This is a genomic window from Rhodococcus sp. SJ-3 (assembly GCF_051918125.1).
In the GTDB taxonomy this organism is placed as follows: domain Bacteria; phylum Actinomycetota; class Actinomycetes; order Mycobacteriales; family Mycobacteriaceae; genus Rhodococcus.
In genome coordinates this window covers 1,444,130-1,468,669 of record NZ_CM123306.1, presented here as the reverse complement: position 1 = coordinate 1,468,669, position 24,540 = coordinate 1,444,130, and the positions used below count along the sequence as shown (strand labels likewise).

The window sequence follows — 24,540 nt, the reverse complement described above, 5'->3', positions numbered from 1 at the left end:
GCCGCCCCCCGAAATCAGGAGACTCGAATGTCGGAAACTTTGAAGGATAGGCGCATCATCGTCACCGGAGGCGCGAGCGGGATGGGTGAGGGCCTCATCCGGGGACTCCCCGGTCTCGGCGCCGACGTCGTGTCGCTCGACGTCTCCGAACGGGAAGGGCGTGAGATCGCTGAGGCGAGCAAGGCGGGGTTCGTGCAATGCGATGTTGCGGACCAGGGCTCGGTCGAGGCAGCGTTCACTCGAGCGGTTGAGATCCTGGGCGGTCTCGATGTGCTGATTCACGCTGCGGGTATCGCTCCGGGAGGAGCGGCCGAGGACATTCCCCTCGACACGTGGAATCGGGTCATGAGCATCAATGCGACGGGCACGTTTCTTACGAATCAGGCGGCCTTTCGCCACCTGAAGGACAATGGCGGGCAGGTAATCAACTTTGCATCCGCCGCGGGCGTCCAGGGTTTGAAGAACAAGGCTGCATACTCGGCGAGCAAGGGTGCAGTAGTCGCCTGGACCCGCACTGCGGCTCAGGAGTGGGGCAAGTACGGCATCACGGTCAACGCTATTGCCCCTGCCATCTGGACCCCCATGTACGACAAGACCCGCGCAGCGATGACATCGGAGCAGGTGGCAGCCCACGACGCCCACATGGCCACCGCGGTACCGCTTGGAGGAAAGCTTGGTGATGTCGAGAAGGATTTCCTTCCGGTGCTTGCCTTCCTTTCCAGCCCAGGAGCTCGGTTCATGACAGGCCAGGTGTTCCCCGTCGATGGCGGTACCTTGATGATGCGGTAATCGAAACTGCGGGCGGTGACCTCAATGAGTTCGGGCGCACCCCCGACATCACTCTTCATCCAGATGGGGACGAGGTTCGTATTTCGCTACGGTGCTGGAGATAGTCAGGCGAGAGTTTCGGCGGCGGCATTCCCAGTCTCATCGCCAGCATCTGCATCACGACGTTTTCCCATGCCATCGTTGAGGTGGGAGGGAGGGTGCCACGAGCGATGCGCATATCCGCTTGGCGGATGAGGGCGGTCGCCAGGAAGAAGCATTGCAGGATCTCGAAGTAGTGCAGGTGGGAGAGGGACCAACCGGCGGAACGTTCATAGGAGGAGATGACCTCGTCTCTCGAACGGTTCGGTCGCGAAGTGCTCGCACAGCTTTCATGAAGTTCTGAGTATCCATCACGGAAGGAGTCGGACATGATCGGGAGCGTCGAGGATCTCTTGGCACGCGAGTCGATTCGGCACACGATCGCGAGCTACAACTTCGCTGGTGACAGCGGTCGGATCGGTGAGCTGGCCGAAACTTTCACTCCCGACGGAGTGCTGGAACTGCGTCGTGCCGACGATCCCGACAACGTGGATCGGGCGGTGGGTCGATCCGCGATCGTGGAGATGCTGGAGGCCTTCGTGGCGACCGGCTCGACGCAACGAAACACAGTTCCCGGCGCCGCGCGCTACGTCCGACACTTCGTGACCGGCACGCACATCACGCTCGGCCCTGACCATGCACAGGCGGCGTCTTACTTCGCGGTGCTCACCGGCCACGGTCTGGACCATTGGGGGCGGTATCGGGATGTGCTGGTGCCGTTCGAGGGGCAGTGGCTCCTGGCAGAGCGAAGCGTGCGGGTGGACAGGCAAGACGGCTGAACCTCGAGGTCGGACGAACCTGTTCACGGAGGACGCCCTGTATCGCGGACCGCTAATACGTCCCCGACACGAATAGCCGCGCGCCGCGCAGACTGATCACCGAAGCAGACGCCGGTGTATCTGTCTGGCACGGCCGCGGCCAGGTCTGAGTCAGTTCTGGTCGGCTGCGAGTTTCTCGAGCAGCGACAGATTTGCCGTCATGCCGCCTCGCCACACACCCAGGCGGTGGGCCACGATGGCACTCTCTTTGTCGGGGTGCTGCTCGATGAAATCGGAGAGCGGCGACCTACCGAGGCACATCTTGGCCCACTGCCTGACGATGGCGCCGTCTTCGGCCGGGTCGACCTCGAAACCCCAGAGCGCGATCGGTGTTTCGACCGGACCGACGCACCACACCCAACGGCGACCGTCCTCGACTTCGACGACCTCCGGTTCGGTGTGCCACTGACCCATCTGGTCGCTCTGGTTGTGCCCGCGGAACCGGGCGCCGACGGATACTCCGGATGCTCCGTCCAGCCACTCCACTCGCTGCAGCTCACCGTCTGCACGGGTGGGCAGCTCGATGTCGGTGACCAAGGCCCAGGCACGTTCCGGTGTGCAGGGCAGAGTGCCGGTCACTTCGACGGTCGGGGTGTCGCGCAGACGCATTGATACTCCTCGGTTCTCGAATCGATCTTCGGCGGTGACGCCGCGTCGATGCTATTCGAGACCCCGACCTTCCGGCTCAGCCGACGTTCGTCACCGGGATCAATCCGCCGGTGATGGGCGACCCCGCGTCGGACAGCAGAAACTCGATCACCTTCGCGACCTCGGCAGGCTGCGACCACCGGCTGGTGTCGGCGTCGGGCATCGCCGCGCGGTTGGCGGGGGTGTCGATGACGACGGGGAGCAGTGCGTTGACGCGGATGTGGTCGTCGCGGTACTCGACGGCCATGGTCTCGACGAGCGCCGAGACCGCAGCCTTGGATGCGATGTACGAGGCGCCGCCCGAGAACGGATTGTGAGTCGCGGCGGCGGAGATGCAGACGATCGATCCACCGCCGCGACGGATCAGGTGGGGCAGCGCGGCCTGGCTGACGGAGTAGGCCGTGCGTACGTTGAGGTCGAACTGGGAATCGAGCACGCCGATCGGTGTCTCGTGGACACGTGGACCGGAAGAGAAGCCGCCGACCAGATTGACGACACCGAACAGGGGTGCGCCGGGGTCGTCGGCCGCGACCGCCAGGACATCCTCGAGTTGCTGTTCGTCGGAGAGGTCGGCCTTGACGAGATGCAGATTCGGGTGGGTGCCGACGCGTTCGAGTTCTTCGGGAGCCACCCACGGGACGACGACACGCCAGCCGGTGTCGAGAAGATGTGCGGTCACAGCGGCTCCGAGTCCGCCGGTGCCGCCGCTGACGAGTGCGGTGCGAGTCATGGCCACCGTCCTTCCGAGTGTTGTCGAGGTCTCGCGTGTTGATCCGGTCCTGTCCGGGGCGGGACTGATAACGACCCTATCGCATAGGGAAATGACATTCTCGACAATCTCACAAAGTGGGAATAGGGTGTCCTTTGCTCCGTGATCGGCATGATGAGCGGCAGATTCATCGCCGAAGGGACATCACGTGACAGACATCGAAGCGGAATTCGTCGAGATCGGGGAACTTCGGGCATTTCTCGCTCGCCCCCTCGGTGGCAGCAGCGGCGGAATGCTGCTGCTTCCCATGATCACCGGCATCAACGACCAGGTCCGCGAGTACGCCGAGGACATTGCGGGCACCGGCGTGACCGCGCTCGTGTGGGATCCGTGGCACGGACACAGCGCCGACGACACCCCGCAGAAACAACTGGTGGAGTGGATGGGCGACCTTCAGGACGACGCCGTCCTCGCCGAGATGAGCACCCTGCTCGAGCATGCTTTCGGTGAACTCGGGCTGTCGAAGGTGGGAGTGATCGGGTGGTGCCTCGGCGGCCGGCTGGCACTGATCCTCGGCGGCGGCGACCCGAGAGTCGCGAATGTGGTCGCCTACCACCCGTCGATCTTCGCGCCGGCACCGCCGAACCACACCGTCGACGCGGTCGAGTCGGCAACACGCATCGCCGCACCGGTGATGATCCTCCACGCGGGCGCCGACACGATCATGTCTGCGGAGACCTTCGTCGAACTGCAGGCGGCGCTTCAGAGCCGTACCGCGGGCGCGAGCATCATCTCGGTCTTCCCCGGCGCCGAGCACGCATTCAGTAGCCGGGCCCGGCACACGAATCCGATCAACGCCGACGCGTACGCAGTGTCCTGGCCGCAGGTACTGCGCTTCATCGGCGACACCGTGCAGGGCTCCTGACCGGGAAAATCCACAGAAACTGAAGGAACCGGTTGCACGCGCGCCATAGAAGACGACTATGGAGCGCAGGCGCCGGACTGCGCAGGCCCGGGGGAAGCGAGGCAGGTATGGAGTCGAAGGACACCCGCACGTCACACGTGACCGAGCCCGACCAGCACGTGACCACACACGTGACCAAGCTGGATCGGGTCGTCATCCGCATCGCCGGAGACTCCGGCGACGGCATGCAGCTTGCCGGAGACCGATTCACCGCCGAAGCCGCAGCCTTCGGAAACGATCTCGCCACGCAACCGAATTTCCCCGCGGAGATCCGCGCACCGCAGGGCACCCTGCCTGGGGTATCGAGTTTCCAGATCCAGATCGCCGACCACGACATCCTCACCGCCGGTGACCGGCCCGACGTGCTGGTGGCGATGAATCCGGCAGCGCTGAAATCGAATGTCGGCGACCTGCCCGACGGCGGCATCCTCATCGTCAACAGCGACGAATTCAGCAAGCGCAACCTCTCGAAGGCCGGGTACGACAGCAACCCGCTCGAATCGGACGGATTCGAGCACCTCCAGGTGCACACCGTCCCCATGAGCACCATGACGCTCGGCGCGGTCGAGCCCTCCGGAGTGGGCAAGAAGGAAGCCCACCGCGCGAAGAACATGTTCGCGCTCGGCCTCCTGTCGTGGATGTACGGTCGCGCGATCGCTGCGGTCGAGACATTCCTCGAAACCAAGTTCGCCTCGCAACCCGACATCGTCCGCGCCAACATCCTTGCTCTGCACTCGGGTTGGAATTACGGGGAGACGACCGAGTCCTTCGCGTCGACCTACGAGGTGGACCGGGCAGACCTACCACCGGGCACCTACCGGCAGATCACGGGCAACACTGCGCTCGCCTACGGACTGGTCGCTGCGGGCAGGGCCGCAGGTATGGACGTGTTCCTCGGCAGCTACCCGATCACGCCCGCGTCGGACATTCTCCACGAATTGAGCAAGCTCAAACGGTTCGGTGTGCACACGTTCCAGGCGGAGGACGAGATCGCAGGCATCGGTGCGGCGGTCGGGGCGTCGTACGGCGGCGCTCTGGGAGTCACCAGTACATCCGGGCCGGGGGTCGCGCTGAAATCGGAAGCCATCGGGCTGGCCGTGATGACCGAACTGCCGCTCGTCGTCGTCGACGTCCAGCGCGGCGGGCCATCCACCGGCCTGCCCACCAAGACCGAACAGGCCGACCTGCTGCAGGCGATGTTCGGTCGTAACGGCGAGTCGCCGGTCGCGATCGTTGCGCCGCAATCGCCGGCCGACTGCTTCGATGCGGCACTCGAAGCGGCCCGCATCGCCGTGACGTACCGGACCCCGGTGATGCTCCTGTCCGACGGCGCGATCGCCAACGGATCGGAACCGTGGCGCATTCCCGAGGTCGACACCCTCGCCCCGATCGAACCCGCCTTCGCCACACCGCCGGGCGACAGCGATCCCGGCTACCAGCCGTACGCACGCGACCCCGCGACACTTGCGCGCGACTGGGCGATCCCCGGCACCCCGGGGCGAGAACACCGCATCGGCGGGTTGGAGAAAGCCAATGGCACCGGCGACATCTCGTACCACCACGCGAATCACGAGGTGATGACCCGTGTGCGCGCAGCGCGTATCGCCGGCATCGACGTCCCCGACCTCGAAGTGGACGATCCCACGGGCGACGCAGAGATCCTCGTCCTGGGATGGGGTTCGTCGTACGGGCCGATCGGCGAGGCGGTGCGGCGCGCACGGCGCGGCGGCCATGCAGTCGCCCGAGCTCACCTTCGGCACCTCAATCCGATGCCGAAGAACCTCTGCGATGTGCTCGAAAGCTATCGGCGCGTGCTGGTTCCGGAAATGAACCTCGGCCAGCTGTCGCTGCTGCTGAAGGCGCGGTCCGATGCGGACATCCAACCCGTCACCAAGGTTGCGGGCATGGCGTTCCGCGCGGACGAACTGCACGAAGCGCTCCTCGAAGAATTCGACGGCACCCTGCGCGACTCCGAGAGCGCGAAGACCCCCGCCGCTGCCGCTGCGGCCGTGCCGATCCAGCGGGGTGATCGATGATGGGAGAACCGATGACGAACGGTACCGTGCACAACGGCAGCACCCACACGCTTGCCGGAACCGACCTCGGGATCAGCGCTCTCGACGGGGTGCCGCGCACCGATCTTCCGCAGAAGGCGAAGGATTTCACTTCGGATCAGGAAGTGCGGTGGTGCCCGGGGTGCGGCGACTACGTCATTCTCGCCACGGTCCGCACCGTGCTGCCGCAGCTGGGCCGCAAGCGCGAGAACATCGTCTTCGTCTCGGGAATAGGTTGCTCATCGCGGTTCCCGTACTACCTCGACACGTACGGCGTGCACTCGATCCACGGCCGCGCCCCGACCTTCGCGACGGGCCTGGCAATTACCAGGCCCGACCTGTCGATATGGGTGGTGACCGGCGACGGCGACGCGTTGTCGATCGGCGGAAATCACCTGATCCACTCCCTGCGGCGCAATGTGAACATGCGGATCCTGCTGTTCAACAACCGTATCTACGGTCTGACCAAGGGGCAGTACTCACCCACGTCGGAGACCGGCAAAGTCACAAAGTCGACACCGATGGGGTCGATCGACGCACCGTTCAACACGATGTCGCTTGCGATCGGCGCCGAGGCGAGTTTCGTGGCGCGTGTGCTCGATTCCGATCGTGCAGGACTCGCCGAGGTCCTGCTCGCGGCAGCCGAACATCGTGGGGCCGCATTCGTCGAGATCCTGCAGGACTGCCCGATCTTCAACGACGGCTCGTTCGATGCGCTCCGCAAGGACAATGCCGAGGACCGCCTCATCCACGTCCGGCACGGTGAGCCGATCATCTTCGGAACCGACGACGAACTCTGTATCGTACGCAGAGGATTCGGGCTCCGCGTGGCACGTATCGTCGACGTCGACCGAGACGACATCGTCGTACACGACGCGCACAGCGACGATCCCGAATACGCCTATGCGCTCTCGCGTCTGTCGGCGCAGGACCTCACCTACACCGTCACGGGAATCGTACGCTCGGTGTCGCGGCCCACGTACGACGACCAGGCGCGCGCCCAGGTCGCAGCTGCCAAGGCTCAGACGCCTGCCGATCTGCAGTCGTTGCTGAGCGGCCCCAGCACCTGGACGGTATCGTGACGCCCGCCCCGTCGATCGTGGAGAATGTTCAGTGACAATACAATTCGGTGTGTTCGTTCCGCAGTTCCGTCTCGGCGTCGACGAGGTGAAAGCTCAGGCGAAAGCAGCGGAACAGGCCGGATTCGATTCGTTCTGGCTCATGGACCATCTGTATTCCCCGGGCGGCAGGCCGACGGATTCACTCGAAAGCTGGACGCTGCTCACCGCGCTCGCCGGCGCCACCTCGACCATTCGACTCGGACACCTCGTGGGATGCGCGCCGTTCCGGCATCCGGCACTGCTGGCGAAGATGGCTGCCACCGTCGACCACATCAGCGGCGGCAGGCTCGAACTCGGCCTCGGCTGGGGCTCGGTGGAGGCGGAGTTCGAGACCTTCGGCATCCCGGTCGGGTCGCGGCGGGAACGTGCCGAGGCGCTCGACGAAACCCTCGAAATCTTCCGCCTGATGTGCACGGGCGAGCAGTTCGACTACGACGGAAAGCATTTCCGGATGCGCGGCGCGTACGGTCTGCCGACCCCCGTGCAAGATCGGATTCCGGTGCACATCGGCGGTGCGGGCAAGATATTGACGATGCCGCTCGTCGCACGTCATGCGCAGTGGTGGAACTGTGTGGGGCACGCGCGAAATCAGCTCGAGGAGCTTGCGCCACTGAAGGGGGATGCCCGGATCTCGGTGCAGTACGCGGTCGGTTTCGCAGAAAAGGCTGCGGACATCCCGGAGGTGACGGCATCGGTGGCGCGCAGGCTCCCGGAAAGTGGCTGGGGCGCACCGCTGATCGGTACAGGAGACGACTTGATCGAACAGATCGTTCTCGAACGCAAGCGTGGTGTCGAGCTGTTCGTTCTCCGCTTCCACGACTTCGCGCCGCCGGAGACACTCGAGCGGTTCGGCCGCGAGGTCATCGCACAGGTGCGCGATCAATCCCTCGCGTAGACGCAGCGACCGCTGATCCAGGTGGCCCGCACGCTGGCTGCGTCGAGATCGCCGACCGCGTCCGCGACCGGACGGTCCAGCAGGACGAGGTCGGCATCGGCGCCGACCGTCAGCCGTCGCGCGCGTCCGCCGGGGTCGTCGAGAGGCGCGAGACAGCGGTCGAGCGCTTCGGCCGGCGTGATCCGTTCTGCTGCACCGACGATGCCGCCGGTGCGGCAACGTCGAGTCACGGCTGCAGACATGACCTGCCACGGGTCCACCGGACCGTACGGTGCGTCGCTCGACAATGCCAGCGGCACCCCACCGTCGAGGAGACTTCTGCACCGGTAGAGATCGGGGACGTCCTGGGGGTCGACGTCGCGCAGATACGCGTCGCCGCGATCGGCGAGGAAACCGGGTTGTGTCACCACATGGATACCGCGTCGCCGCAGGTCGTCGATGGATTCGGCCGGGACGAGCGCGCCGTGTTCGATCCGGTCGCCGGGGTGCGCGCCGACCTCCTCGAGGACGGCGAGGAGAATCACGAACGCTTCGCGGCTCACGCAGTGGACGGCCACAGCGCGGCCCGCCGCGTGAGCCCCGCGGATGGTGGCGGCGAGAACGTCGATGTCGGGGAGGTCGGAATCGGCGATGACGATTTTGTACGGACCGACGCTGCATCCCGGCGTAGCCGGGGAGAAGTGGTGTGGCGCGCCGAGCAGGTGCAGGCGCTGGGGGAGGGCGCCGGTGGCGTGCGCATCGACGAGCGCAGCGACCGTGCTCGGCGTGAGATCGGGCGTCGCATCGGTGACTCCGGTGACGCCGTAACGTGCGAGTTCTGCGCCGATCGCATCCAGCGCAGGGGGCGCGGTCGCGGGAAGACGCTCGCGCAACCACGTATCGGCGCGCCAGACCCGTCCGGTGGGGCGTCCGTCGTCGTCGCGCTCGACCCCGGGGTGATCGGCCGTGTCGAGCCGGGCGAGCCGGACGGCCAGGGAATTCAGTGCCCACATGGCGCCACTGCGGTGCTGGATACGCACGGGTCGCCGGTCGTGTACGCGATCCAGGACATCGGAATCGAGCATGCCCGCGACGGATTCGAAGTAGGCGACCCCGCGAATCCAACCGTCACCCGGAGCGGCGTCGAGAGCGCGAGCGAGGTCCTCCGCCGACGTGACGTCGGGTGGTCCGCACTGCACGGACACGCGATCGGCCGCCAGAGCGTGCAGGTGGATGTGGTGATCGTGAAGGCCGGGGATCAGTGCGCCGCCGCGACCGTCGACGACCTCGCATCTCTCGGATACCTCGATGCCTCTGCGGAGCTGCGAGATCGCACCGTCGCGGACGAGAACGTCGAGGCCCGGAATGCCGTCGACCTCCACATCACGCAGGAGCAGAAGGGTCATCGGATCCCCAGCTCGGACAGAACCTTCGAGGTGTCGCGACCGGATTCGGCGACCTCACCTACCGGTTCGCGGCGCTTCGGCTCGGCGAGTGCGACGGTGCCGGACGGTGCGTCGACCCACCAGCGCCCTCGGAGCGAATGGCACGTTGTGTCGGGTGAAGGAGACGAACGATACATTCGCTCGGAATCGTGTGGGTCGTGTGCCAGCGTCGACGAAACGACGGCCGACATCGACACGTCCCACAGGATTCCGCTGCCGTCTGCCGGTTCGGACAGTGCGAGAGCAGCGGCTGTGACGCCGGTGAGTGGATCGGCCAGGGCATCGCCGACGAACACAGGACCCTGGGTGTCGTGAGCGACCAGTCCGGAAGAGGCTGCTATGTCGTCGCCGAAGCCGATGCGGAACGAATCGCGGCCGTGCGCGGTGATCGACACCCAGGTGCCGCCGCTCGCGACGAAATGCTCGGCGTCGAGACCGAATCCGGAAAGGGCCCGCGGGCGCGATGCTTCGATGACGATGTCGGCGGCGTTCACCAACTCCGAGAGTTCCCGGCGCTGTATGTCATCGCCGGGATCGAGCACGACGGATTCGTGTCCTCCGTGCAACAGCCGGTAGAAGTCGGCATTGCCGCGGCGTGCGCCGTCGGGGCGGGCCGGGGTCTCGACCTTGACCACCCGGGCGCCGGCGAGGCCGAGAATGTGAGAGCACAGCGGTCCGGCCCACAGTGAGCTGAAATCGACGACCAGCAACCCGTCGACCGGCCGGGGGATGAGCGGTTGTGGCGTCGTCGCGGGGACACGTGTGATCGGGCCCGCGGCGATGCCGAGTGGTTCGGCGAGTTCGAGCAGGTCGTGGCCGGTGTGCTCGGCGAGCCACGAGGTGACGGCGGGCCACGGATCGTCGCCGACGTCGGCGCCGACCAATGCGCCGAGCAGGAGCGGGTCGTCGGGGCGGGCACACGACACCGCGGCCCAGCCGTCGGCGGTGGGCAGCAACCTGCACGAGCCACCCGCGGAGATGGCACCGGCACGGCGGTGACCGGTAAAGGCGGCGCGTTCGGACAGCAGCCGTGCGCCGTCGAGCCGTACCGTCCCGTTCGTCGCGGACTCGATCCACGTTGTTGCCGCCCGTGCGACGGACGCGGCGCGACCGGGTGGGATCAGGGGCGGGCCGTCGGGCCTGCCGGTCAGGCAAGCGATTCCGCTCTCGGCCCAGTCGCGTGTGGAGTCCGCGGACAGGGATTCGAACACGTTTGTGATGCTACATTGCCGGGATAGGCAGGCAGCGAGCACAAGGACGGAACTGATGGCCACGAAGACGATCTCCGTCGTGGAGCTTGCGGACGGCATTGCCGATGTACCGGTGCTCGGTGACGATGGTGCGGTTGTGCATCCATTGCTGATCGTCGACCTCGACGATGCACCGCACTCGGTGCTCGAGCGCGCAGCCGAACATGCGAGGGCGAGCGATCATCTGCTCGTCGGCAGGTTCACCGGTGGGGCGATCGACGAGTCCGCGCTTGCTCCTTTACTGGAGGCCCTCGATCTGACTTACGCCGCAGGGGCGGATCCGCGGTCGTCGACCGTGGTCGGCACCGACGACCTCGATGCGAGTCTGTCGGCATTCTCGGATGCCGTCGCGCAGAACCCGCACGCGTCGCTGGTCGTGCGGCACGTGCTTCGTGCCGCCGACACCGTGGGAGTCGCTGCTGCGATCGACATCGAGTCGCTCGGGTACTCGACATTGCAGGGCGGCCCCGAATTCCTGCGCTGGCTGGACGAGCGTGGATCCCGCCCTCTGCCACCACCGGCGCCCGCCGACCCTGTGCTCCTCACGCGGGACGGGCAGACCCTGCGCATCACGCTCAACCGGCCCGAGCGTCGCAATGCCTACGGCACGCAGTTGCGCGACGCGCTGGTCGAGGCGCTGCGACTTGCGGAGCTTGACGACAGTATCGAGCATGTAGTGGTCGATGGGGCGGGTCCGTCGTTCTGCGCGGGCGGCGACCTCGACGAATTCGGCCGCACACCTGATACGGCCATCGCTCACATGATCCGCACCCGTGGTGGGGCCGGACGACTGGTGGCCCGTCTCGCGGATCGGATCGAGGTGCGCGTGCACGGACACTGCGTGGGCGCGGGGATCGAGATACCGGCATTCGCGAATCGGGTGGTCGCGGCATCCGGCACGGTCTTCCGGCTCCCCGAAGTATCGATGGGCCTGATACCGGGCGCGGGCGGCACTGCAAGCGTTCCGCGGCGGATCGGGAGGTGGCGGGCGATGCACTTGTTCGTGACTGCAAGTCCGCTGGAAGTGGACCGCGCGCTCGGATGGGGTCTGGTCGACGAGGTGACGGAGCCCGGGTCCTAGCTGCGTGCTGAATGAATGTTCAAGAAAACGTTGTCACAGGAACCTTATAGTGTAAAGATTGTCATAGATTTTATCTGGGGTACTCGGTCCGGGAACCCGGGGGAGTTCGGACGGCGGAGGTTCATCGATGGGACGAGCAGGGCTGCGGCCGCAGAAGACGGCGATGCTGGTGGCGCAGCGGATCGTTCAGGATATCAATCGGCGAGGCAACACGATCGGCGATCGGCTGCCGCCGGAGCGCGTCATGCTCGACGAATACGACGTCGGCCGCGGCACCTTGCGCGAGTCCTTGCGGTTTCTCGAACTGCAAGGTGTGATCTCGCTGAAGCCTGGCCCCGGAGGCGGACCGATCGTCCAGCAGCCCGACAGTGAAGGCTTGGCGACTTCGATCACGCTCCTGTTGCAGTTCGAGAACGCACCGTTCCGGACCATCGTCGAGGCGAGGACCGCGCTGGAGCCGATGATGGCGAGGCTGGCCGCGGAGCGCATCAACGAGCAGCAGTTGGCCGACCTGAAGTATTCCGTCGACCACATGCGAGAGAACCTCGACGACGATGAGATCTTCCTCGAGATGAGCCGAGTCTTCCACGACACCGTCGCGAAGGGGTCGGGAAACGCACTGTTCGGCTACCTCATTCACGCGTTGCTCGACATGCTGGACGGATCGGCGATGGGCATGGAGTACTCGGAGCGGCATCGTCGCGCCACCCTCGACATCCACGCGAAGATCTACGAAGCCGTTGCCGCTCACGACCCGGACGCTGCGCTCACCGCGATGGAGGAGCACATCGCCGGTATCTGGCGTTACGAGGAGAAACATTATCCGGAGGCGCTCGAGACGCCCATAGCCTGGGGAGCTGTCCGCTGACGGCTGCACGGCCGCTGATCCGGCGGGGCGACCTTCATGGTCGTCCCGCCGTTCTTTTTCCTTGGGTACCCGTGACCTGGATCATGAATAAGTGTTGACAATGGAATTAATCATGCGCATGATAGTCGTGATTTGCATCACGGATGCGTGATCGTGCTACGCACCCCAAGAGACGGAGCAGCGCATGACCCTTTCTCGCACTACCCGCTCGAGGTCGCTCGGCAACTTGGCTCGCTCCAAGTCGCTCGGCAACCTGGCTCGCACCAAGTCGCTCGGTGGCTCGGCCGTCGCTCTGGCCCTCGCCTCGGTACTTGTCGCGGGATGTGCCGAATCGGCATCTGCCGGTGGTGGCGGCGGAGGCGGTGACGGCATCGAGTACGGCGCCACCAAGGACGACTACGTCGCGGCCTTCGAGAACGTCGACCCGATTCAGCTGTACACCCAGTCGCCCGCTCCCAAGGGATCGGCCACCGGCGTTCCCGTCGAGAAATACCTCGACCGGATCACCGAGTGGTCCGGCGGCAAAATCACATTCGATGTCGCCTACTCGAATGCTGTTGCGCCCCCGGCGGAGATCGACAACGCGTTGATCGACGGCCGCCTCGACCTCGGACACGTGATCCCGCAGTACGAACCGTCGGAGTATCCGGCGACGTCCGCGCTGATCGATTCGAGCTTCGTCTCGCTCCAGACGCCCGTACTCGGACCACTGCAGTCCAACGCCTGGGCCAACGAGGTGGCGTTCGAGACGCCGGAACTGATCGCGGAATACGAGGACAAGGGCCTGAAGTTGCTCTTGCCCGCGTACAACTCCGGCTCCAACGGGCTGTTCTGTGCCACCGAACGACGCGATCTCGCCGCCACCAAGGGTGCCCAGGTCACTGCGTCGGGCCTGTCGATCAATTCCGAGGTCGCGTCGCTCGGAGCGACCCCCGTTTCGATCGCATACACCGAGCTGTTCGAAGCCCTCGAGCGCGGCATCGCCGACTGCTCGGTCACGTCCTTCACCGTCGGTATGCTCGGCGGATTCCTCGGGCAGACGCCGCAGGTGGTGATCGACCCGGATGCCGGCGTCGCCGTCGGATGGGGTGGAATGGCCATGAGCACCGGTGTCTGGGAAGAGCTTCCGCTCGTCGCGCAGCAGCTGATCTGGGACAGCCTCAGTGTGTACGTCGAGTCGAACATCGAAGACAAGATCCTGCCCAACACCGCCGAGGGGATGAAGGAAGTCCTCGCGGCGAACGGCACAGTGGGCCCGTACGCAGAAGACGCCCGCAACGCACTCGCCACCGAGAACGCACGCCTTCTCGATGCGCAGCGCACCAATAGCGCTTTCGACGACGGCAACGCGTTCGTCGACCGGATCAGCGCATCGACCGAGAAGTGGGAATCCACTCTGTCCGAGCTCGGATACGAGGATGTCACCTACGACGAGTTCGCCGCCTGGTACAGCCCGGATGTGCTCGATCTCGAGGATTACAGCGCGAAGGTCTACGAGGAGATCTTCCTGCCTCACCGCCCGTCCTGACCGCCATCGGAGGAAACAGATGACCCACGCAACGGGCTGCCCCGTCAGCCACACCGATTACACCAAAGAGTCCGAAATCTACGGCCACTACGCTCTTCTCGACGAAGAGCGTGAAGCCTCACGGTTTCACTTCAACGACACGACCGAGCGCGGCTTCTGGATGCTGACCCGCTACGAAGATGTCCTCGCAGGATTTCAGAATCACAAGAACTGGACGACGGACGTTCGAACGGCGTTGTTCCCCGAAAGCAAGATTCCGCTGCTTCCTCAGGATCTCAACGGCGAGGAGCATCAGAAGTTCCGCCGGATCATCAATCCTTTCTTCGCGCCCGCCGCGGTACGGCGCATGGAGGAACTGGCACACACCCGCTGTGTGGAACTGCTGGAAGAGTTGCAACCCAAAGGGCACTGCAACTTCGTTGCCGAGTTCGCCATCCGGTACCCCACGGATCTGTTCCTGGTACTGATGGGCCTGCCCGTCGAGGACGGTGACTTCTTCCTGCCGTGGACCGAAGAGATGTTCAACTGCATGCTCCAAGGCGATCTCGACGGTGCCGAAGCCCCGAAGAACAAGATCCTGGACTACTTCACGCGGGCCATCGAGGAGCGTCGCGAGAATCCGCTGGATCCGGCAGAAGACATGGTCACACGTCTCGTGCAGGCTGAGCTCGATGGCGAACCGCTCTCGCACGACACGATTCTCACCACCTGCATGTCGATCATGCTCGCGGGCCTCGACACCACTCGGTCGGCGCTCGGATACATCTTCACCCACCTCGCGACCCACGACGAGGATCGCCGGATGTTGATCGAGGAACCCGAGTCGACCCGCGACGCCGTCGAGGAGTTCATCCGGATGTATCCGCTGGTGATCCAGGCGGGGCGGGAGGTGCAGGAGAGCTGTGAGTTCGAGGACATCGATATGGCCGCGAAAGACGTGATCTGGCTCGGAATCGGCTCCGCGAACAGAGATCCCCGCAAGTACGACGATCCGGACAAGTTCATCCTCGGCCGCCCCGGGATCAACCAGCACCTCGCGTTCGGGGCCGGGCCGCATCGATGCCTAGGTATGCACCTTGCACGGCTCGAACTGGCCGTGGTGCTCGAAGAGTGGCACAAGCTGATTCCGGAGTACCGGATCAAGGACGGTGCCGGCCTGGTCGAGCGCGGTTCTCAGCTGACCCTGAAGGAACTCGAATTGGAATGGGAGGTCTGACATGGCCGGAACATCCGGAACGACGATGTCGATCACACGCGAGAAGTGCATGGGACACGGGCGCTGCTACTCCGTCGCCCCCGACCTCTTGAGCGACGACGAAGAGGGTTTCGTCGCGCAGGCCGGCGAGGACTTCACGGTTCCTGAGGAACTCGTCGGCCAGGCCGAGGCGTCGGTGGACGCGTGCCCTGAACACGCGATCACCGTCACCCGGTAGATCAGCGAGCCCAGCCTCGCGCGAGATCGGTTCCGATGTGTACATCGATCGTCAACGTCTCGAACAGTGCTTCGCCCGAGGAGGTGAGGATATCGGCTGTGTATGTACCCCAGCCGATTCCCGACCCTTCTCGGGCGCGGGCCGTGTAACCGAAATAGCACTCCAGACGCACACGCTCGGGGGTGTGCGCGCGGAGTTCCGGCTGGCAGATGAAGTGGCGTTTGTCGGAATCGTCTCCCGCGCGGGCCGACCGGAAGAACTCGGCGATCTCGCCGCGTCCGCGATGAGTTCCTCGACCGGTCACCAACGCGCCGTCGCCGGTGAACAACGACGCGAGCGACTCCGGGGAGGGGCGGTCGAGCAGTGCTGCGTATCGGTGCATCAGACCGCTCGCGGTCCGCTCCGATTCGAGCGTGGTGACCCTGGAGATGAGATCGTCGAGCAGAGCCTGCAATCGTGGATCGGTGGACATGGTTCCTCCTGGGTTAGGACGAGCGGGGATCGACGGGTCGACTATAGGTGAGTGAAAGTCCTATGAACAGACAGAAATTCGTGAAGAGCATCTAGAAGATATTGAAGGACAGGGAGAGTCGATCGTGACCAGAAGCGACATCCGATTCGAGGGCCGCGTTGCGGTCGTCACCGGCGGAGCGAGCGGCATCGGCGAAGCCGTGGTGCGGGCGTTGCATGCGGAGGGCGCCTCGGTCGTCGTGGCCGACGTGCAGGAGACCGGCCGTGCCCTTGCCGCGGAACTCGGCGAGCGAGTTCGCTTCGCGCGCACCGATGTCACCGTCGAATCGGATATCGCGGCAGCCGTGGATCTCGCGGTCGAGTGCTTCGGCCGGCTCGACGTGATGTTCAACAATGCCGGCGTGATGGGCACGCTGGGGCCGATCGACCGGACACCGATGGACGAGGCCGACGTGACGCTCGCCGTGAACCTGCGCGGAGTGCTCTGCGGATTCAAACATGCTGCCCGCGTGATGAAGCCGCAAGGATCGGGGGTCATTCTGTCGACGTCCAGCCCGGCCGGGGTTCTCGGTGGCGTCGGGCCGCACGTGTACAGCGCGGCGAAAGCCGCAGTGGTGGGCCTGTCGAAGTCGGTGGCGGCCGAGTTGAGACCGTTCGGGGTGAGGGTCAACACCGTGATTCCCGGAGCCGTCGTCTCACCCATGACCGCAGCCGTCGTCGCGGACGGGGCCGACGACCTCGCCGGTGCCACCACGGCGCTCGGGGGCAGCGCGCTGATGGACCGCGCGCTCACACCGGAGGACGTCGCTGCCGGTGTGCTCTTCCTGGCGAGCGACGAAGCCGCCTATGTCACGGGAGTGACGTTCCCGATCGATGCCGGGATGACGGGTATCGCGGGACGGTCGCCGTACACCAGCGGCCGATACGAGCAACCCGTGACGTTGCTCGAAGCCGGGCGCACCGCATAACCGCGATCCGGTCCTGATGGAGATGTTGTCGACGCAGTCGGCGAAGAAGGGAAATTACACCATGTTGACAGGTAAGCGGACGCTGGTCACCGGAGCAGCCCAGGGTATGGGGCGCGATATCGCGCTCGAGTACGCCAGGCGCGGTGCCGAGTTCGTCGGTGTCGCCGACCTCAACGGTGACGGCGCGAAAGAAGTGGCTACCGAGATCGAAGCGATGGGCGTCGCCGCAGCGGCGATCACTGTGGATCTCGCGGACAGCGCCGCTATCGCCGGCATGATAGACACCGTCGTGTCCGCGGCCGGTGGTCTCGACACGCTCGTCAACAATGCCGGTGTCATGGAGAACGCGTTCACCGAGCACACGACCTTCGAGGAACTTCCCGAGGACGTCTGGGACAAGGTGTATGCGATCAACGTCAAGTCGGTGTGGCTCGCCACGAAACTCGCGGCACCGCACCTCCGCGCCTCTGGTCGCGGACCCTCGGTGATCAACGCCGCCTCCGTCGCCGGCATGGTGGGCTACGTCAGCACCGCGTATCCGTCGAGCAAGGCCGCGGTCATTCAGCTCACCCGGACCTCTGCCATCGCGCTGTCGCCGGAGGTTCGCGTCAACGCCTTTGCGCCGGGTTCCATCGAGACGCCGATGAGCCGTGCCTTCCTCGACGCTGCAGAATCCGACGAGGCCCGCGAAACCAGGAAGCGTGGGATGGTGGGAGCCCACCTCATCCCCCGTTTCGGCACCGGCGACGAGATCGCGAAGGTGGCCGCATTCCTCGCATCCGACGATTCGTCGTTCCTCACCGGAATCGTGGTCCCCGTCGACGGCGGTACGACGGCATGGCGCGGGTTGCGCGCATGAGCGTGGGAGTGTCCGCTGCGGCGATCGTGGGGGCCGGCGAATCGCAGTTCGGCCGATCCGTGGACCGTCCGATCGCGGCGCTCGTCCTCGACGCGTGCCGCAACGCACTCAGTGACGCGGGGCTGACCCCGTCGGACGTCGACGGTGTGGTCGCGGCAGGTGCGTATCCCGGACCGGATGAGGTGTCGGTGGCGCTCGGCATCGATCGCATGTACACGGCGTCCCCCGGGATCCCTGCCGGTGCCGGCCCGCTGGCCGCCGTCGAAACCGCCCGTGCAGCAGTGGAATCGGGACGTGCGCACACCGTACTCGTGTACTACGGCTACGCGGGATCGAAGCCCGGGGGGCCCTACGGCTTCCACGCGCAAGATCCGGTGAAGGCGAGCCTGGAGATGCCCTTCGGCTGGTACGGGCAACCCGTGTACTTCGCAGCGTGGGCGCAGCGCTACTGCCACACCTACGGAATCGACCCCGATGCACTCGGCTCGATCGCTGTCTCGAACCGGGTCTGGGCGACGATGACCCCGAACGCGCAGCGCCCGAAGCCGCTCACCGAGGACGACTACCTGGCCTCGCCCATGATCGCCTCGCCGCTGCGGGCAGCGGACTGCTGCCTGATCTCCGACGGTGCGGGCGCGCTCGTCATCACCACGACGGAACGTGCGCGCGACCTCGCGGGAGCGCCCGTCGTCGTGGCCGGATCGTCGACCGTGGCGGTCGGTCCGTCCATGACCTCGTACTTCACCCAGGCCGAGGACATGTGCTCGTTCGGTTCCGCCGTGTCCGGGCCGCGCGCATTCGCTGACGCCGGACTCACCCCGGCTGACGTCGATGTCGCCGAGATCTACGATTGTTTCTCGATCTCGCAAGCGATCCAGATGGAAGACCTCGGGCTCTGCGGTCGCGGTGAAGCCGTGGAGTTTCACCGGGACGGGCACACCCGGCCGGGCGGCTCGCTCCCGGTCAACACCCACGGTGGGCATCTCGCATATGCCTACATTCCCGGGATCGTCCACGTGATCGAAGCCGTGCGCCAGGTTCGTGGCACACGTGGACAGGCGCAGGTACCCGATGCGTCGACCGCACTGGTCGCTGCGCTCGCAGGCGGCGAGCACACGACCTTGATCCTGACGAAGGACCGGTGAGAAACGTGACCGAGAAAGAACTGTCCGCGGATGATCCTGCAACCGTGGCGGCATCGGTACCGGATTTCGCGCCGCCGTCCGATGTTCCCGAACTGGCGCCGTTCTGGGAAGCAGTGAGCCGCGGTGAACTCGCGTTCCCGCGGTGTCGCGCGTGCCGGCGGTGGCATTGGTACCCGGGGCCGGGTTGCCCGTGCGGCCACGACGAGGCATTCGAATGGTCGGGTGTCGCGGGCAGGGGAGTGATCTACTCGTTCACCACCGTGCACCGTGCATTCCTGCCGTCCGGATCCACGCCCCCGTACACGGTGGCGCTCGTGGAGTTCGAGGACGCGCCGGGTGTGCGCCTCGTGACCGACCTCGTCGGAGACGGCGCCGACACTCCACGCATCGGCGACCGGGTGGTCCTGTCTCCGACCGTTTTCGATACCCACACCTTGCCGACCTTCGCGCTCGAGCGGGACCGGCCGGAACGAGAAAGGCACTCGCGATGAGACTGTCACTGCGTTACGACATGCGTGCACCGGCAATCGGAGCTCCGGCCGTCGATCTCTACCAGGCCGCGGTCGAGCAGACCGGCTGGGCGGATTCGCTCGGGTTCGAGACCGTGTACATCGCCGAGCACCACGGAGCCGAGGACGGCTACTGTGCCTCCCCGATGATCCTGGGTGCCGCGATGCTCGGGCGCACCGAGCAGATCCACGTCCATTTCTCGGCGCTCGTGGCGGTGCTGCACCATCCGTTGCGGCTCGCCGAAGACCTCGCGACGCTCGACCTGGTGGGTGGTGGCGGTCGCGTCGAGATGACGATGGGGATCGGCTACCGGCCCGACGAGTTCGAGATGTTCGACGTGCCCATGAAGCGCCGTGTCCGGATTCTCGAGGAGATCGTCGAGGTCCTCGACCAGGCGTGGACAGGTGAGCAGTTCGAATTCCGGGGGAAGACGGTGCGGGTGCGGCCGACACCCGCAGGCCCCTCACGCCCCCCGATCTACATCGGAGGCTCGGCAGATGCATCCGCGGCGCGTGCAGCACGGCTCGGCGACAACTACATGCCCGCCGGGTCGGAGAAGGAACGGCTGTACGAACTGTACGACGCCGAGCGTGTCCGGTTGGGGCTGCCGATTCCGCCGCGTCCCGCTCCGGCAGGGCCGCTCTTCCTGCATGTGACGGACGATCCCGACCGTGATTGGGAACTGCTCGCGCCGCACCTGAAATACACCACCAACATGAATGCGCAGTGGGCCAAGGAACGCGGTGTCGGGACGACGGGGTACACGCACGTCGAGACCGTCGACGATCTGAAGAAGCAGCCGCAGTTCGTGGTACTCACACCCGAACAGTGCGTGGAGTTCGCGCAGGAACGGGGCAACGACTCGGAGCTGATGTTCCAGCCGCTGATGGGTGGTCTCCATCCCGAAATCGGTTGGCGCAGCCTCGAACTGTTCGCCTCTGACGTTCTTCCCGCGCTCGAGAAGCTCGGTCTGCGCGACCCGGTCGCGTCGCGGTCGAGCTCGGCCTCGGCATAATCAGCGGGAACCATCAGGAAACGAGGGAGTCGATCATGAGGTTTCGATCGGTTGCGTGTGCGATCGCAGGTGTCACTGCGGGCGCGACGGTGTTGACGGCCTGTGCTGAATCGACGGGCGCGGGCGGACAGGGCGGTGGCGCCGGTGTCGACTACGGGGCGAGCATCGAGGAGTACCAGGAGGCGTTCGAGTCCGTCGACCCGATCGTCATTCACACTCAGTCGCCTGCCGCGAAAGGTGCGTCGGGCGGCCAGCACATCGAGAACTACGCTGAAGCTGTGTCCGAGTGGTCGGGCGGCAAGATCACCTTCGACGTCGTGTACTCGAACGGTGTGGCGTCACCGACCGAATCGGACAACGCGGTGCAGGACGGCCGGCTCGACCTTGCCCAGGTCATGGGTGCGTACGAACCGCAGGAGTACCCGGTCACCTTTGCGCTCAACAACGCAAGTGTGTTGTCGGACAACAGCGTGGTCGTCGGGAGCCTGTCGTCCAATGCGTGGCCGGTCGATGTGGCGTTCTCGACACCGGAGTTCTTGGCCGAGTACGAGGACCACGACATGAAGGTACTCTTGCCGTCGTTCAACTCGGGTTCGATCGCCCTGATCTGTGGGCAGGCCCGAAACGACCTGGCCGAGTTGAAGGGCCAGTCGATCGCGTCCGGTTCGGCGACCCTCGGTACACAGGTCACCGCCCTCGGCGGCAATCCCGTGTCGATCGGATACACCGAGTACTACGAGAGTCTCCAGCGCGGAGTCGCGGCGTGCGCGGCCACCACGCTCACCGCAGGCATGATCGCGGGCATCATGGAGGTCGCGCCCCACGTCGTGATCGATTCCGAGGCGGGATTCGTGAACACCTCGGGTGCACTCGCGATGAACATCGATGTGTGGGAAGAACTTCCGCTCGTGGCGCAGCAGCTGATGTGGGATCGTCTCGACACGTTCGTCGAGGGCAGCATGAACAAGATCTGGGAGGGCACTGTCGATGCATCGGCGACCATCGCCCAGTTCGACGGTTCGGCCGAATCGTTCGCCGACGACGCCCGCGACGCATTGATCGAGAAGAACGAGGCGATCGTGGACGGGCTTGCGCAGACGGCTCCCGGCGGCGACGAATTCGTGTCGCGGGTGCGCGACGCCGCAGCGAAGTGGAAGACGACGGTGACCGATCTGGGTTACGACGACGCTGTCGACTACGCGGGATTCGCCGAGTGGTACAGCCCTGAGAAGCTCGATACCACGGCATTCGTCGACACCCTGTTCGACGAGGTGCTGCTCGAACACCGTCCGTCCTGAGCGCCATGCGATGAGCCGTGAACATCATGTGCGAAACATTTAGTTGACAACATGATGTTCACGGCTCACGCTGTGTATATGACAGACGACGAATTCACCCCACCGAACCCCAGTCGCGACCGAGCTCACCGCGAGTACGCCGGCCTGTTCCGGATCGCCGAACGTCACGGCGCCACCGCGGAACAGCGTGCGCGTCAATCTCATCCGGAGATGCTCGATCCGCTCGGCGCGATCCGCATCGTCGCCGCACTCGCCGGCGGCGTCCACCAGCCGGGGCCCGAAGAACCCGAAGTGGATGCCGCCGACATCACGGCCGCTCTGGGGCTCATCCCGAAGGCCAGGGTCGAGATGGACCAGCTGGAGGCGCTGGTTCTCGGCATCGCCCGTGAACGGGGGATGACCTGGCAGGAAATCGCCTTCGGACTCGGGTTGGGAAGTACGCAGGCAGCCCGACAACGCTACGAGCGACTGGTGAAACGCACCGAATCCTGATCTGCGTCAGGGAGTGTGCGGATCCGCCCGCTTGATCGGCGGTGCCGTCTTCCAGTCGGGCATCCCGAGTTCCGGAGTCCCCACCACTGCCTTGCCGCCGGACAGGTGGGTCCACTGGGCGTGGTTGAGTTGATGGATGGTGAAGCAGGCGTCGAGCGCGTTGGAGAAGCCCATCGCGTCCTGACTCTGGTTGACCGACTCCTTCACGAGTAGCGCTGCCATCGTGGGCACCTGGGCGATGCGGCGAGCGAACTCGAGGGTCTTCGCAGTCAGATCCTCCGCGGGGAAGACCTTGCTGACCATGCCGAGCGCACGTGCATCCTCGGCGTCGAGGCTGTCGCCGGTGAGGAGCAGTTCCTTGGCCTTCCGTGGGCCGAATTCCCAAGGATGACCGAAGTATTCGACACCGCACATACCCAGTCGTGTTGCGACGACGTCGGCGAACTGCGTGTTCTCGGCAGCGACGATGAGGTCACAGGCCCACGTGAGCATCAGCGCGGCGGAGAAGACGTTTCCGTGCACCTCGGCAATGGTGATCTTGCGGAGATCCCTCCAGCGGCGGGTGTTCTCGTAGAAGTAGTGCCACTCCTGGTGGAACCGCGACTCGACGGCGTCCTTCGTGCCACCGGTGCAGGCGTACGACCAGTGTTGGTCGGGCCCGGGGTTCCGCTCGGCAAGGTAGTCCGGGCTGCCGAGATCGTGCCCGGAGGAGAAGACCGGGCCGTTGCCGGCGAGGATCACCACGCGCACGTCGTCGTCGGCCTCAGCACGGAGAAATGCTGCCGTGAGCTCGACGAGGAGCCCGCGGTTCTGGGCATTGCGGTACTTGACGCGGTCGAGGACGATGCGGGCGATGGTGCCCTCGTCGTGGGTCTCGTACTGCAGGTACTTGTACTCGGTGGTTGCCCGAGGATCAGTGGTCACGGGGAGTCCTTCCTGGGACAGGCTCAGACGGCCTGAGGTGAGGTGGAGACGAGTGCGTGTGCTTGGTCGAGCAGGGCCTGGGACACGCTGTGGAAGCGCTTACCGAGTTCTTCGTCGACCTTGCCTGCGCACGCGCGGGCGTGGGTGCCCTCGAGGATGATGGCGAGTCGGTAGCAGGCCAGAACCTGGTACCAGTCGAATCCGGTCATGTCGCGGCCGCTCGTCTCGCCGTACCGTGCGATGAGCTCGTTTCGGGACGGCAGTCCGTCAAGTCGGCGGGCCAGGCCTTTCGTGCGGGGCTCGTCCGGGTCCGGCCACGTCGCGAGCAGGTGCCCGAGGTCGAGAAGGGGATCGCCGATCGTCGCGAGCTCCCAGTCGACGACAGCGGCGACCTCGGGGCTCTCGTGCCGGAACATGACGTTGCCGAAGTGGAAATCGCCGTGAATGATGCCCTTGCTCCACTCGGCGGGGCGGTGTTCGTCGAGCCACGCGCCGAGTTCGTCGACCCCGTCGAGATCGGGTCCGGGCCAGCCGTCCAGCTCGTGATACGAGTCGAGCTGCTTGCGCCAGCGTCCGACCTGTCGGCCGATCCAGCCGTCGGCGCGATCGACCTGTGCTTGTCCGAGCGCTGTGGGATCGACGCGACCGAGTGCTGCCGCGGCGTCGACCATGGCCAGGCCCATCGCGTGCTGCAACTCCACCGACGACGCGTGCGGTTCCGGCACGTCGGTGGTGGCGGTGAAACCGCTGATTGCATCCATGACGAAGAAGGTGAAGCCCATGACGTCCGGATCGTCACATGCGGCGACGAGCCGGGGGTGGGGGACGTCGGTGCCGCCGAGGGCGGTGAGGATCCGCGCTTCCCGGCGCATGGTTTCGTCGCTGTTGCTGCGTTTGTGCAGCGGTGGCCTGCGGAACACGTACTCGCGGCCGTCCCTGACGAAGCGGACCAGGATGTTCTGGGTTCCGCCGGTCAGAGGGACGGTATCGGTGATCGGCCCGGTGCCGACGCCCTTACTGTCGAGCCAGGACGTCAGGGTGCCGACGTCCAGCATCTCCCGATCGCTCATCGGGTTCACCTCGTCTTCGATCATGGTCCGGGGCGCGGGCCCGCCGCGGAGCGGATGTACAGGTAGGTGACCGGGGCCACTCTTCACCGCACTCTACACATTCGTGCAAACCATTGTCATGATTAGCT

Annotated in this window: 26 protein-coding genes; 18 read left to right on the top strand and 8 right to left on the bottom strand. The window is 65.4% G+C overall.

Annotated elements, in window-relative coordinates; genetic code table 11:
- Window positions 1-27 precede the first annotated feature (27 nt).
- Window positions 28-789, top strand: coding sequence for an SDR family NAD(P)-dependent oxidoreductase (locus tag ACTDXD_RS06535; RefSeq protein WP_440126332.1), 762 nt, complete (start codon window positions 28-30; stop codon window positions 787-789).
- Between the two features lie 55 nt (window positions 790-844).
- Here the strand turns inward: ACTDXD_RS06535 and ACTDXD_RS06530 are convergent, their stop codons facing one another.
- Window positions 845-1,198 (bottom strand): hypothetical protein, encoded by a 354-nt coding sequence (locus ACTDXD_RS06530; protein WP_440126331.1) that lies wholly within the window; start codon window positions 1,196-1,198, stop codon window positions 845-847.
- On the opposite strand from ACTDXD_RS06530, the gene ACTDXD_RS06525 reads away from it, so the two are divergent.
- Complete coding sequence (locus ACTDXD_RS06525) at window positions 1,197-1,646, top strand: nuclear transport factor 2 family protein (protein ID WP_440126330.1); 450 nt, start codon at window positions 1,197-1,199, stop codon at window positions 1,644-1,646. The genes ACTDXD_RS06530 and ACTDXD_RS06525 overlap by 2 nt on opposite strands.
- A gap of 150 nt (window positions 1,647-1,796) precedes the next feature.
- Here ACTDXD_RS06525 and ACTDXD_RS06520 read toward each other — a convergent pair whose 3' ends face one another.
- Window positions 1,797-2,294 (bottom strand): SRPBCC family protein, encoded by a 498-nt coding sequence (locus ACTDXD_RS06520; protein WP_440126329.1) that lies wholly within the window; start codon window positions 2,292-2,294, stop codon window positions 1,797-1,799.
- A 76-nt stretch (window positions 2,295-2,370) separates the two neighbouring features.
- Window positions 2,371-3,063: an SDR family NAD(P)-dependent oxidoreductase gene (locus ACTDXD_RS06515; RefSeq protein ID WP_440126328.1), complete on the bottom strand. Its 693-nt coding sequence runs from the start codon at window positions 3,061-3,063 to the stop codon at window positions 2,371-2,373.
- Between the two features lie 187 nt (window positions 3,064-3,250).
- Here ACTDXD_RS06515 and ACTDXD_RS06510 point away from each other — a divergent pair, with 187 nt between their 5' ends.
- The 4 genes from ACTDXD_RS06510 (at window position 3,251) to ACTDXD_RS06495 (ending at window position 8,076) form a co-directional block, all read left to right on the top strand.
- Complete coding sequence (locus ACTDXD_RS06510; protein WP_440126327.1) at window positions 3,251-3,967, top strand: dienelactone hydrolase family protein; 717 nt, start codon at window positions 3,251-3,253, stop codon at window positions 3,965-3,967.
- A 107-nt stretch (window positions 3,968-4,074) separates the two neighbouring features.
- The gene (locus ACTDXD_RS06505) at window positions 4,075-6,042 is read left to right on the top strand and encodes a 2-oxoacid:acceptor oxidoreductase subunit alpha (protein WP_440126326.1); all 1,968 of its coding nucleotides are present in this window, start codon (window positions 4,075-4,077) and stop codon (window positions 6,040-6,042) included.
- A gap of 11 nt (window positions 6,043-6,053) precedes the next feature.
- Window positions 6,054-7,142, top strand: coding sequence for a 2-oxoacid:ferredoxin oxidoreductase subunit beta (locus ACTDXD_RS06500; protein ID WP_440126325.1), 1,089 nt, complete (start codon window positions 6,054-6,056; stop codon window positions 7,140-7,142).
- 31 nt (window positions 7,143-7,173) lie between these two features.
- Complete coding sequence (locus ACTDXD_RS06495) at window positions 7,174-8,076, top strand: LLM class flavin-dependent oxidoreductase (RefSeq protein ID WP_440126324.1); 903 nt, start codon at window positions 7,174-7,176, stop codon at window positions 8,074-8,076.
- Here the strand turns inward: ACTDXD_RS06495 and ACTDXD_RS06490 are convergent.
- Together ACTDXD_RS06490 and ACTDXD_RS06485 are read right to left on the bottom strand one after the other, a co-directional pair.
- Complete coding sequence (locus tag ACTDXD_RS06490; RefSeq protein ID WP_440126323.1) at window positions 8,061-9,461, bottom strand: amidohydrolase; 1,401 nt, start codon at window positions 9,459-9,461, stop codon at window positions 8,061-8,063. The genes ACTDXD_RS06495 and ACTDXD_RS06490 overlap by 16 nt on opposite strands.
- Window positions 9,458-10,711, bottom strand: coding sequence for a CoA transferase (locus ACTDXD_RS06485; protein WP_440126322.1), 1,254 nt, complete (start codon window positions 10,709-10,711; stop codon window positions 9,458-9,460). The genes ACTDXD_RS06490 and ACTDXD_RS06485 overlap by 4 nt, the downstream gene beginning before the upstream one ends.
- Window positions 10,712-10,766: 55 nt before the next feature.
- Here ACTDXD_RS06485 and ACTDXD_RS06480 point away from each other — a divergent pair, with 55 nt between their 5' ends.
- The 5 genes from ACTDXD_RS06480 to ACTDXD_RS06460 all read left to right on the top strand — a co-directional run bounded on the left by ACTDXD_RS06480 (window position 10,767) and on the right by ACTDXD_RS06460 (window position 15,660).
- On the top strand, window positions 10,767-11,831 hold the full coding sequence (locus ACTDXD_RS06480; RefSeq protein WP_440126321.1) for an enoyl-CoA hydratase/isomerase family protein: 1,065 nt from the start codon (window positions 10,767-10,769) through the stop codon (window positions 11,829-11,831).
- A 127-nt stretch (window positions 11,832-11,958) separates the two neighbouring features.
- Window positions 11,959-12,699 carry a FadR/GntR family transcriptional regulator gene (locus tag ACTDXD_RS06475; protein ID WP_378562885.1) on the top strand — a complete coding sequence of 247 codons (741 nt, stop codon included), beginning with the start codon at window positions 11,959-11,961 and terminating at the stop codon, window positions 12,697-12,699.
- Between the two features lie 184 nt (window positions 12,700-12,883).
- Window positions 12,884-14,227 carry a C4-dicarboxylate ABC transporter substrate-binding protein gene (locus ACTDXD_RS06470; RefSeq protein WP_440126320.1) on the top strand — a complete coding sequence of 448 codons (1,344 nt, stop codon included), beginning with the start codon at window positions 12,884-12,886 and terminating at the stop codon, window positions 14,225-14,227.
- 19 nt (window positions 14,228-14,246) lie between these two features.
- Window positions 14,247-15,443 (top strand): cytochrome P450, encoded by a 1,197-nt coding sequence (locus tag ACTDXD_RS06465; RefSeq protein WP_378562889.1) that lies wholly within the window; start codon window positions 14,247-14,249, stop codon window positions 15,441-15,443.
- 1 nt (window position 15,444) lies between these two features.
- Entirely contained in the window at window positions 15,445-15,660 is a 216-nt protein-coding gene (locus tag ACTDXD_RS06460) for a ferredoxin (RefSeq protein ID WP_378562891.1), read from the top strand.
- A gap of 1 nt (window position 15,661) precedes the next feature.
- Here the strand turns inward: ACTDXD_RS06460 and ACTDXD_RS06455 are convergent, their stop codons facing one another.
- Window positions 15,662-16,132, bottom strand: coding sequence for a nuclear transport factor 2 family protein (locus ACTDXD_RS06455; RefSeq protein ID WP_378562894.1), 471 nt, complete (start codon window positions 16,130-16,132; stop codon window positions 15,662-15,664).
- Window positions 16,133-16,256: 124 nt separating this feature from the next.
- On the opposite strand from ACTDXD_RS06455, the gene ACTDXD_RS06450 reads away from it, so the two are divergent.
- From ACTDXD_RS06450 to ACTDXD_RS06420, 7 genes are all read left to right on the top strand, one after another.
- Window positions 16,257-17,099, top strand: coding sequence for an SDR family oxidoreductase (locus ACTDXD_RS06450; protein ID WP_378562896.1), 843 nt, complete (start codon window positions 16,257-16,259; stop codon window positions 17,097-17,099).
- A gap of 61 nt (window positions 17,100-17,160) precedes the next feature.
- On the top strand, window positions 17,161-17,958 hold the full coding sequence (locus ACTDXD_RS06445) for an SDR family NAD(P)-dependent oxidoreductase (RefSeq protein WP_378562899.1): 798 nt from the start codon (window positions 17,161-17,163) through the stop codon (window positions 17,956-17,958).
- A complete protein-coding gene (locus ACTDXD_RS06440; protein WP_440126319.1) occupies window positions 17,955-19,103 on the top strand; it encodes a thiolase family protein in 1,149 nt (382 codons plus the stop codon). The genes ACTDXD_RS06445 and ACTDXD_RS06440 overlap by 4 nt, the downstream gene beginning before the upstream one ends.
- Window positions 19,104-19,108: 5 nt before the next feature.
- A complete protein-coding gene (locus ACTDXD_RS06435) occupies window positions 19,109-19,594 on the top strand; it encodes a Zn-ribbon domain-containing OB-fold protein (protein WP_378562903.1) in 486 nt (161 codons plus the stop codon).
- A complete protein-coding gene (locus ACTDXD_RS06430; protein ID WP_378562906.1) occupies window positions 19,591-20,628 on the top strand; it encodes an LLM class flavin-dependent oxidoreductase in 1,038 nt (345 codons plus the stop codon). Before ACTDXD_RS06435 ends, ACTDXD_RS06430 begins: the two co-directional genes overlap by 4 nt.
- Before the next feature lie 35 nt (window positions 20,629-20,663).
- Window positions 20,664-21,926 carry a TRAP transporter substrate-binding protein DctP gene (gene dctP / locus ACTDXD_RS06425; RefSeq protein ID WP_440126318.1) on the top strand — a complete coding sequence of 421 codons (1,263 nt, stop codon included), beginning with the start codon at window positions 20,664-20,666 and terminating at the stop codon, window positions 21,924-21,926.
- 78 nt (window positions 21,927-22,004) lie between these two features.
- Complete coding sequence (locus ACTDXD_RS06420; protein WP_378562911.1) at window positions 22,005-22,418, top strand: DNA-binding protein; 414 nt, start codon at window positions 22,005-22,007, stop codon at window positions 22,416-22,418.
- 6 nt (window positions 22,419-22,424) lie between these two features.
- On the opposite strand, the gene ACTDXD_RS06415 is transcribed toward ACTDXD_RS06420, so the two are convergent.
- Both ACTDXD_RS06415 and ACTDXD_RS06410 read right to left on the bottom strand, forming a co-directional pair.
- Window positions 22,425-23,342, bottom strand: a complete 918-nt coding sequence (locus ACTDXD_RS06415; RefSeq protein WP_378488392.1) for an enoyl-CoA hydratase — start codon at window positions 23,340-23,342, stop codon at window positions 22,425-22,427.
- A gap of 23 nt (window positions 23,343-23,365) precedes the next feature.
- Window positions 23,366-24,412, bottom strand: a complete 1,047-nt coding sequence (locus ACTDXD_RS06410; protein WP_440126317.1) for a phosphotransferase family protein — start codon at window positions 24,410-24,412, stop codon at window positions 23,366-23,368.
- Window positions 24,413-24,540: the final 128 nt, after the last annotated feature.

Excerpts from the sequence above, each read along its gene's own strand:
- ACTDXD_RS06535 (WP_440126332.1), top strand. The coding sequence starts at position 28 with ATGTCGGAAACTTTGAAGGATAGGCGCATCATCGTCACCGGAGGCGCG.
- ACTDXD_RS06525 (WP_440126330.1), top strand. The coding sequence starts at position 1,197 with ATGATCGGGAGCGTCGAGGATCTCTTGGCACGCGAGTCGATTCGGCAC.
- ACTDXD_RS06530 (WP_440126331.1), bottom strand. The coding sequence starts at position 1,198 with ATGTCCGACTCCTTCCGTGATGGATACTCAGAACTTCATGAAAGCTGT.
- ACTDXD_RS06520 (WP_440126329.1), bottom strand. The coding sequence starts at position 2,294 with ATGCGTCTGCGCGACACCCCGACCGTCGAAGTGACCGGCACTCTGCCC.
- ACTDXD_RS06515 (WP_440126328.1), bottom strand. The coding sequence starts at position 3,063 with ATGACTCGCACCGCACTCGTCAGCGGCGGCACCGGCGGACTCGGAGCC.
- ACTDXD_RS06505 (WP_440126326.1), top strand. The coding sequence starts at position 4,075 with ATGGAGTCGAAGGACACCCGCACGTCACACGTGACCGAGCCCGACCAG.
- ACTDXD_RS06500 (WP_440126325.1), top strand. The coding sequence starts at position 6,054 with ATGACGAACGGTACCGTGCACAACGGCAGCACCCACACGCTTGCCGGA.
- ACTDXD_RS06490 (WP_440126323.1), bottom strand. The coding sequence starts at position 9,461 with ATGACCCTTCTGCTCCTGCGTGATGTGGAGGTCGACGGCATTCCGGGC.
- ACTDXD_RS06480 (WP_440126321.1), top strand. The coding sequence starts at position 10,767 with ATGGCCACGAAGACGATCTCCGTCGTGGAGCTTGCGGACGGCATTGCC.
- ACTDXD_RS06475 (WP_378562885.1), top strand. The coding sequence starts at position 11,959 with ATGGGACGAGCAGGGCTGCGGCCGCAGAAGACGGCGATGCTGGTGGCG.
- ACTDXD_RS06470 (WP_440126320.1), top strand. The coding sequence starts at position 12,884 with ATGACCCTTTCTCGCACTACCCGCTCGAGGTCGCTCGGCAACTTGGCT.
- ACTDXD_RS06465 (WP_378562889.1), top strand. The coding sequence starts at position 14,247 with ATGACCCACGCAACGGGCTGCCCCGTCAGCCACACCGATTACACCAAA.
- ACTDXD_RS06460 (WP_378562891.1), top strand. The coding sequence starts at position 15,445 with ATGGCCGGAACATCCGGAACGACGATGTCGATCACACGCGAGAAGTGC.
- ACTDXD_RS06455 (WP_378562894.1), bottom strand. The coding sequence starts at position 16,132 with ATGTCCACCGATCCACGATTGCAGGCTCTGCTCGACGATCTCATCTCC.
- ACTDXD_RS06445 (WP_378562899.1), top strand. The coding sequence starts at position 17,161 with ATGTTGACAGGTAAGCGGACGCTGGTCACCGGAGCAGCCCAGGGTATG.
- ACTDXD_RS06440 (WP_440126319.1), top strand. The coding sequence starts at position 17,955 with ATGAGCGTGGGAGTGTCCGCTGCGGCGATCGTGGGGGCCGGCGAATCG.
- ACTDXD_RS06430 (WP_378562906.1), top strand. The coding sequence starts at position 19,591 with ATGAGACTGTCACTGCGTTACGACATGCGTGCACCGGCAATCGGAGCT.
- dctP (WP_440126318.1), top strand. The coding sequence starts at position 20,664 with ATGAGGTTTCGATCGGTTGCGTGTGCGATCGCAGGTGTCACTGCGGGC.
- ACTDXD_RS06420 (WP_378562911.1), top strand. The coding sequence starts at position 22,005 with ATGACAGACGACGAATTCACCCCACCGAACCCCAGTCGCGACCGAGCT.
- ACTDXD_RS06410 (WP_440126317.1), bottom strand. The coding sequence starts at position 24,412 with ATGAGCGATCGGGAGATGCTGGACGTCGGCACCCTGACGTCCTGGCTC.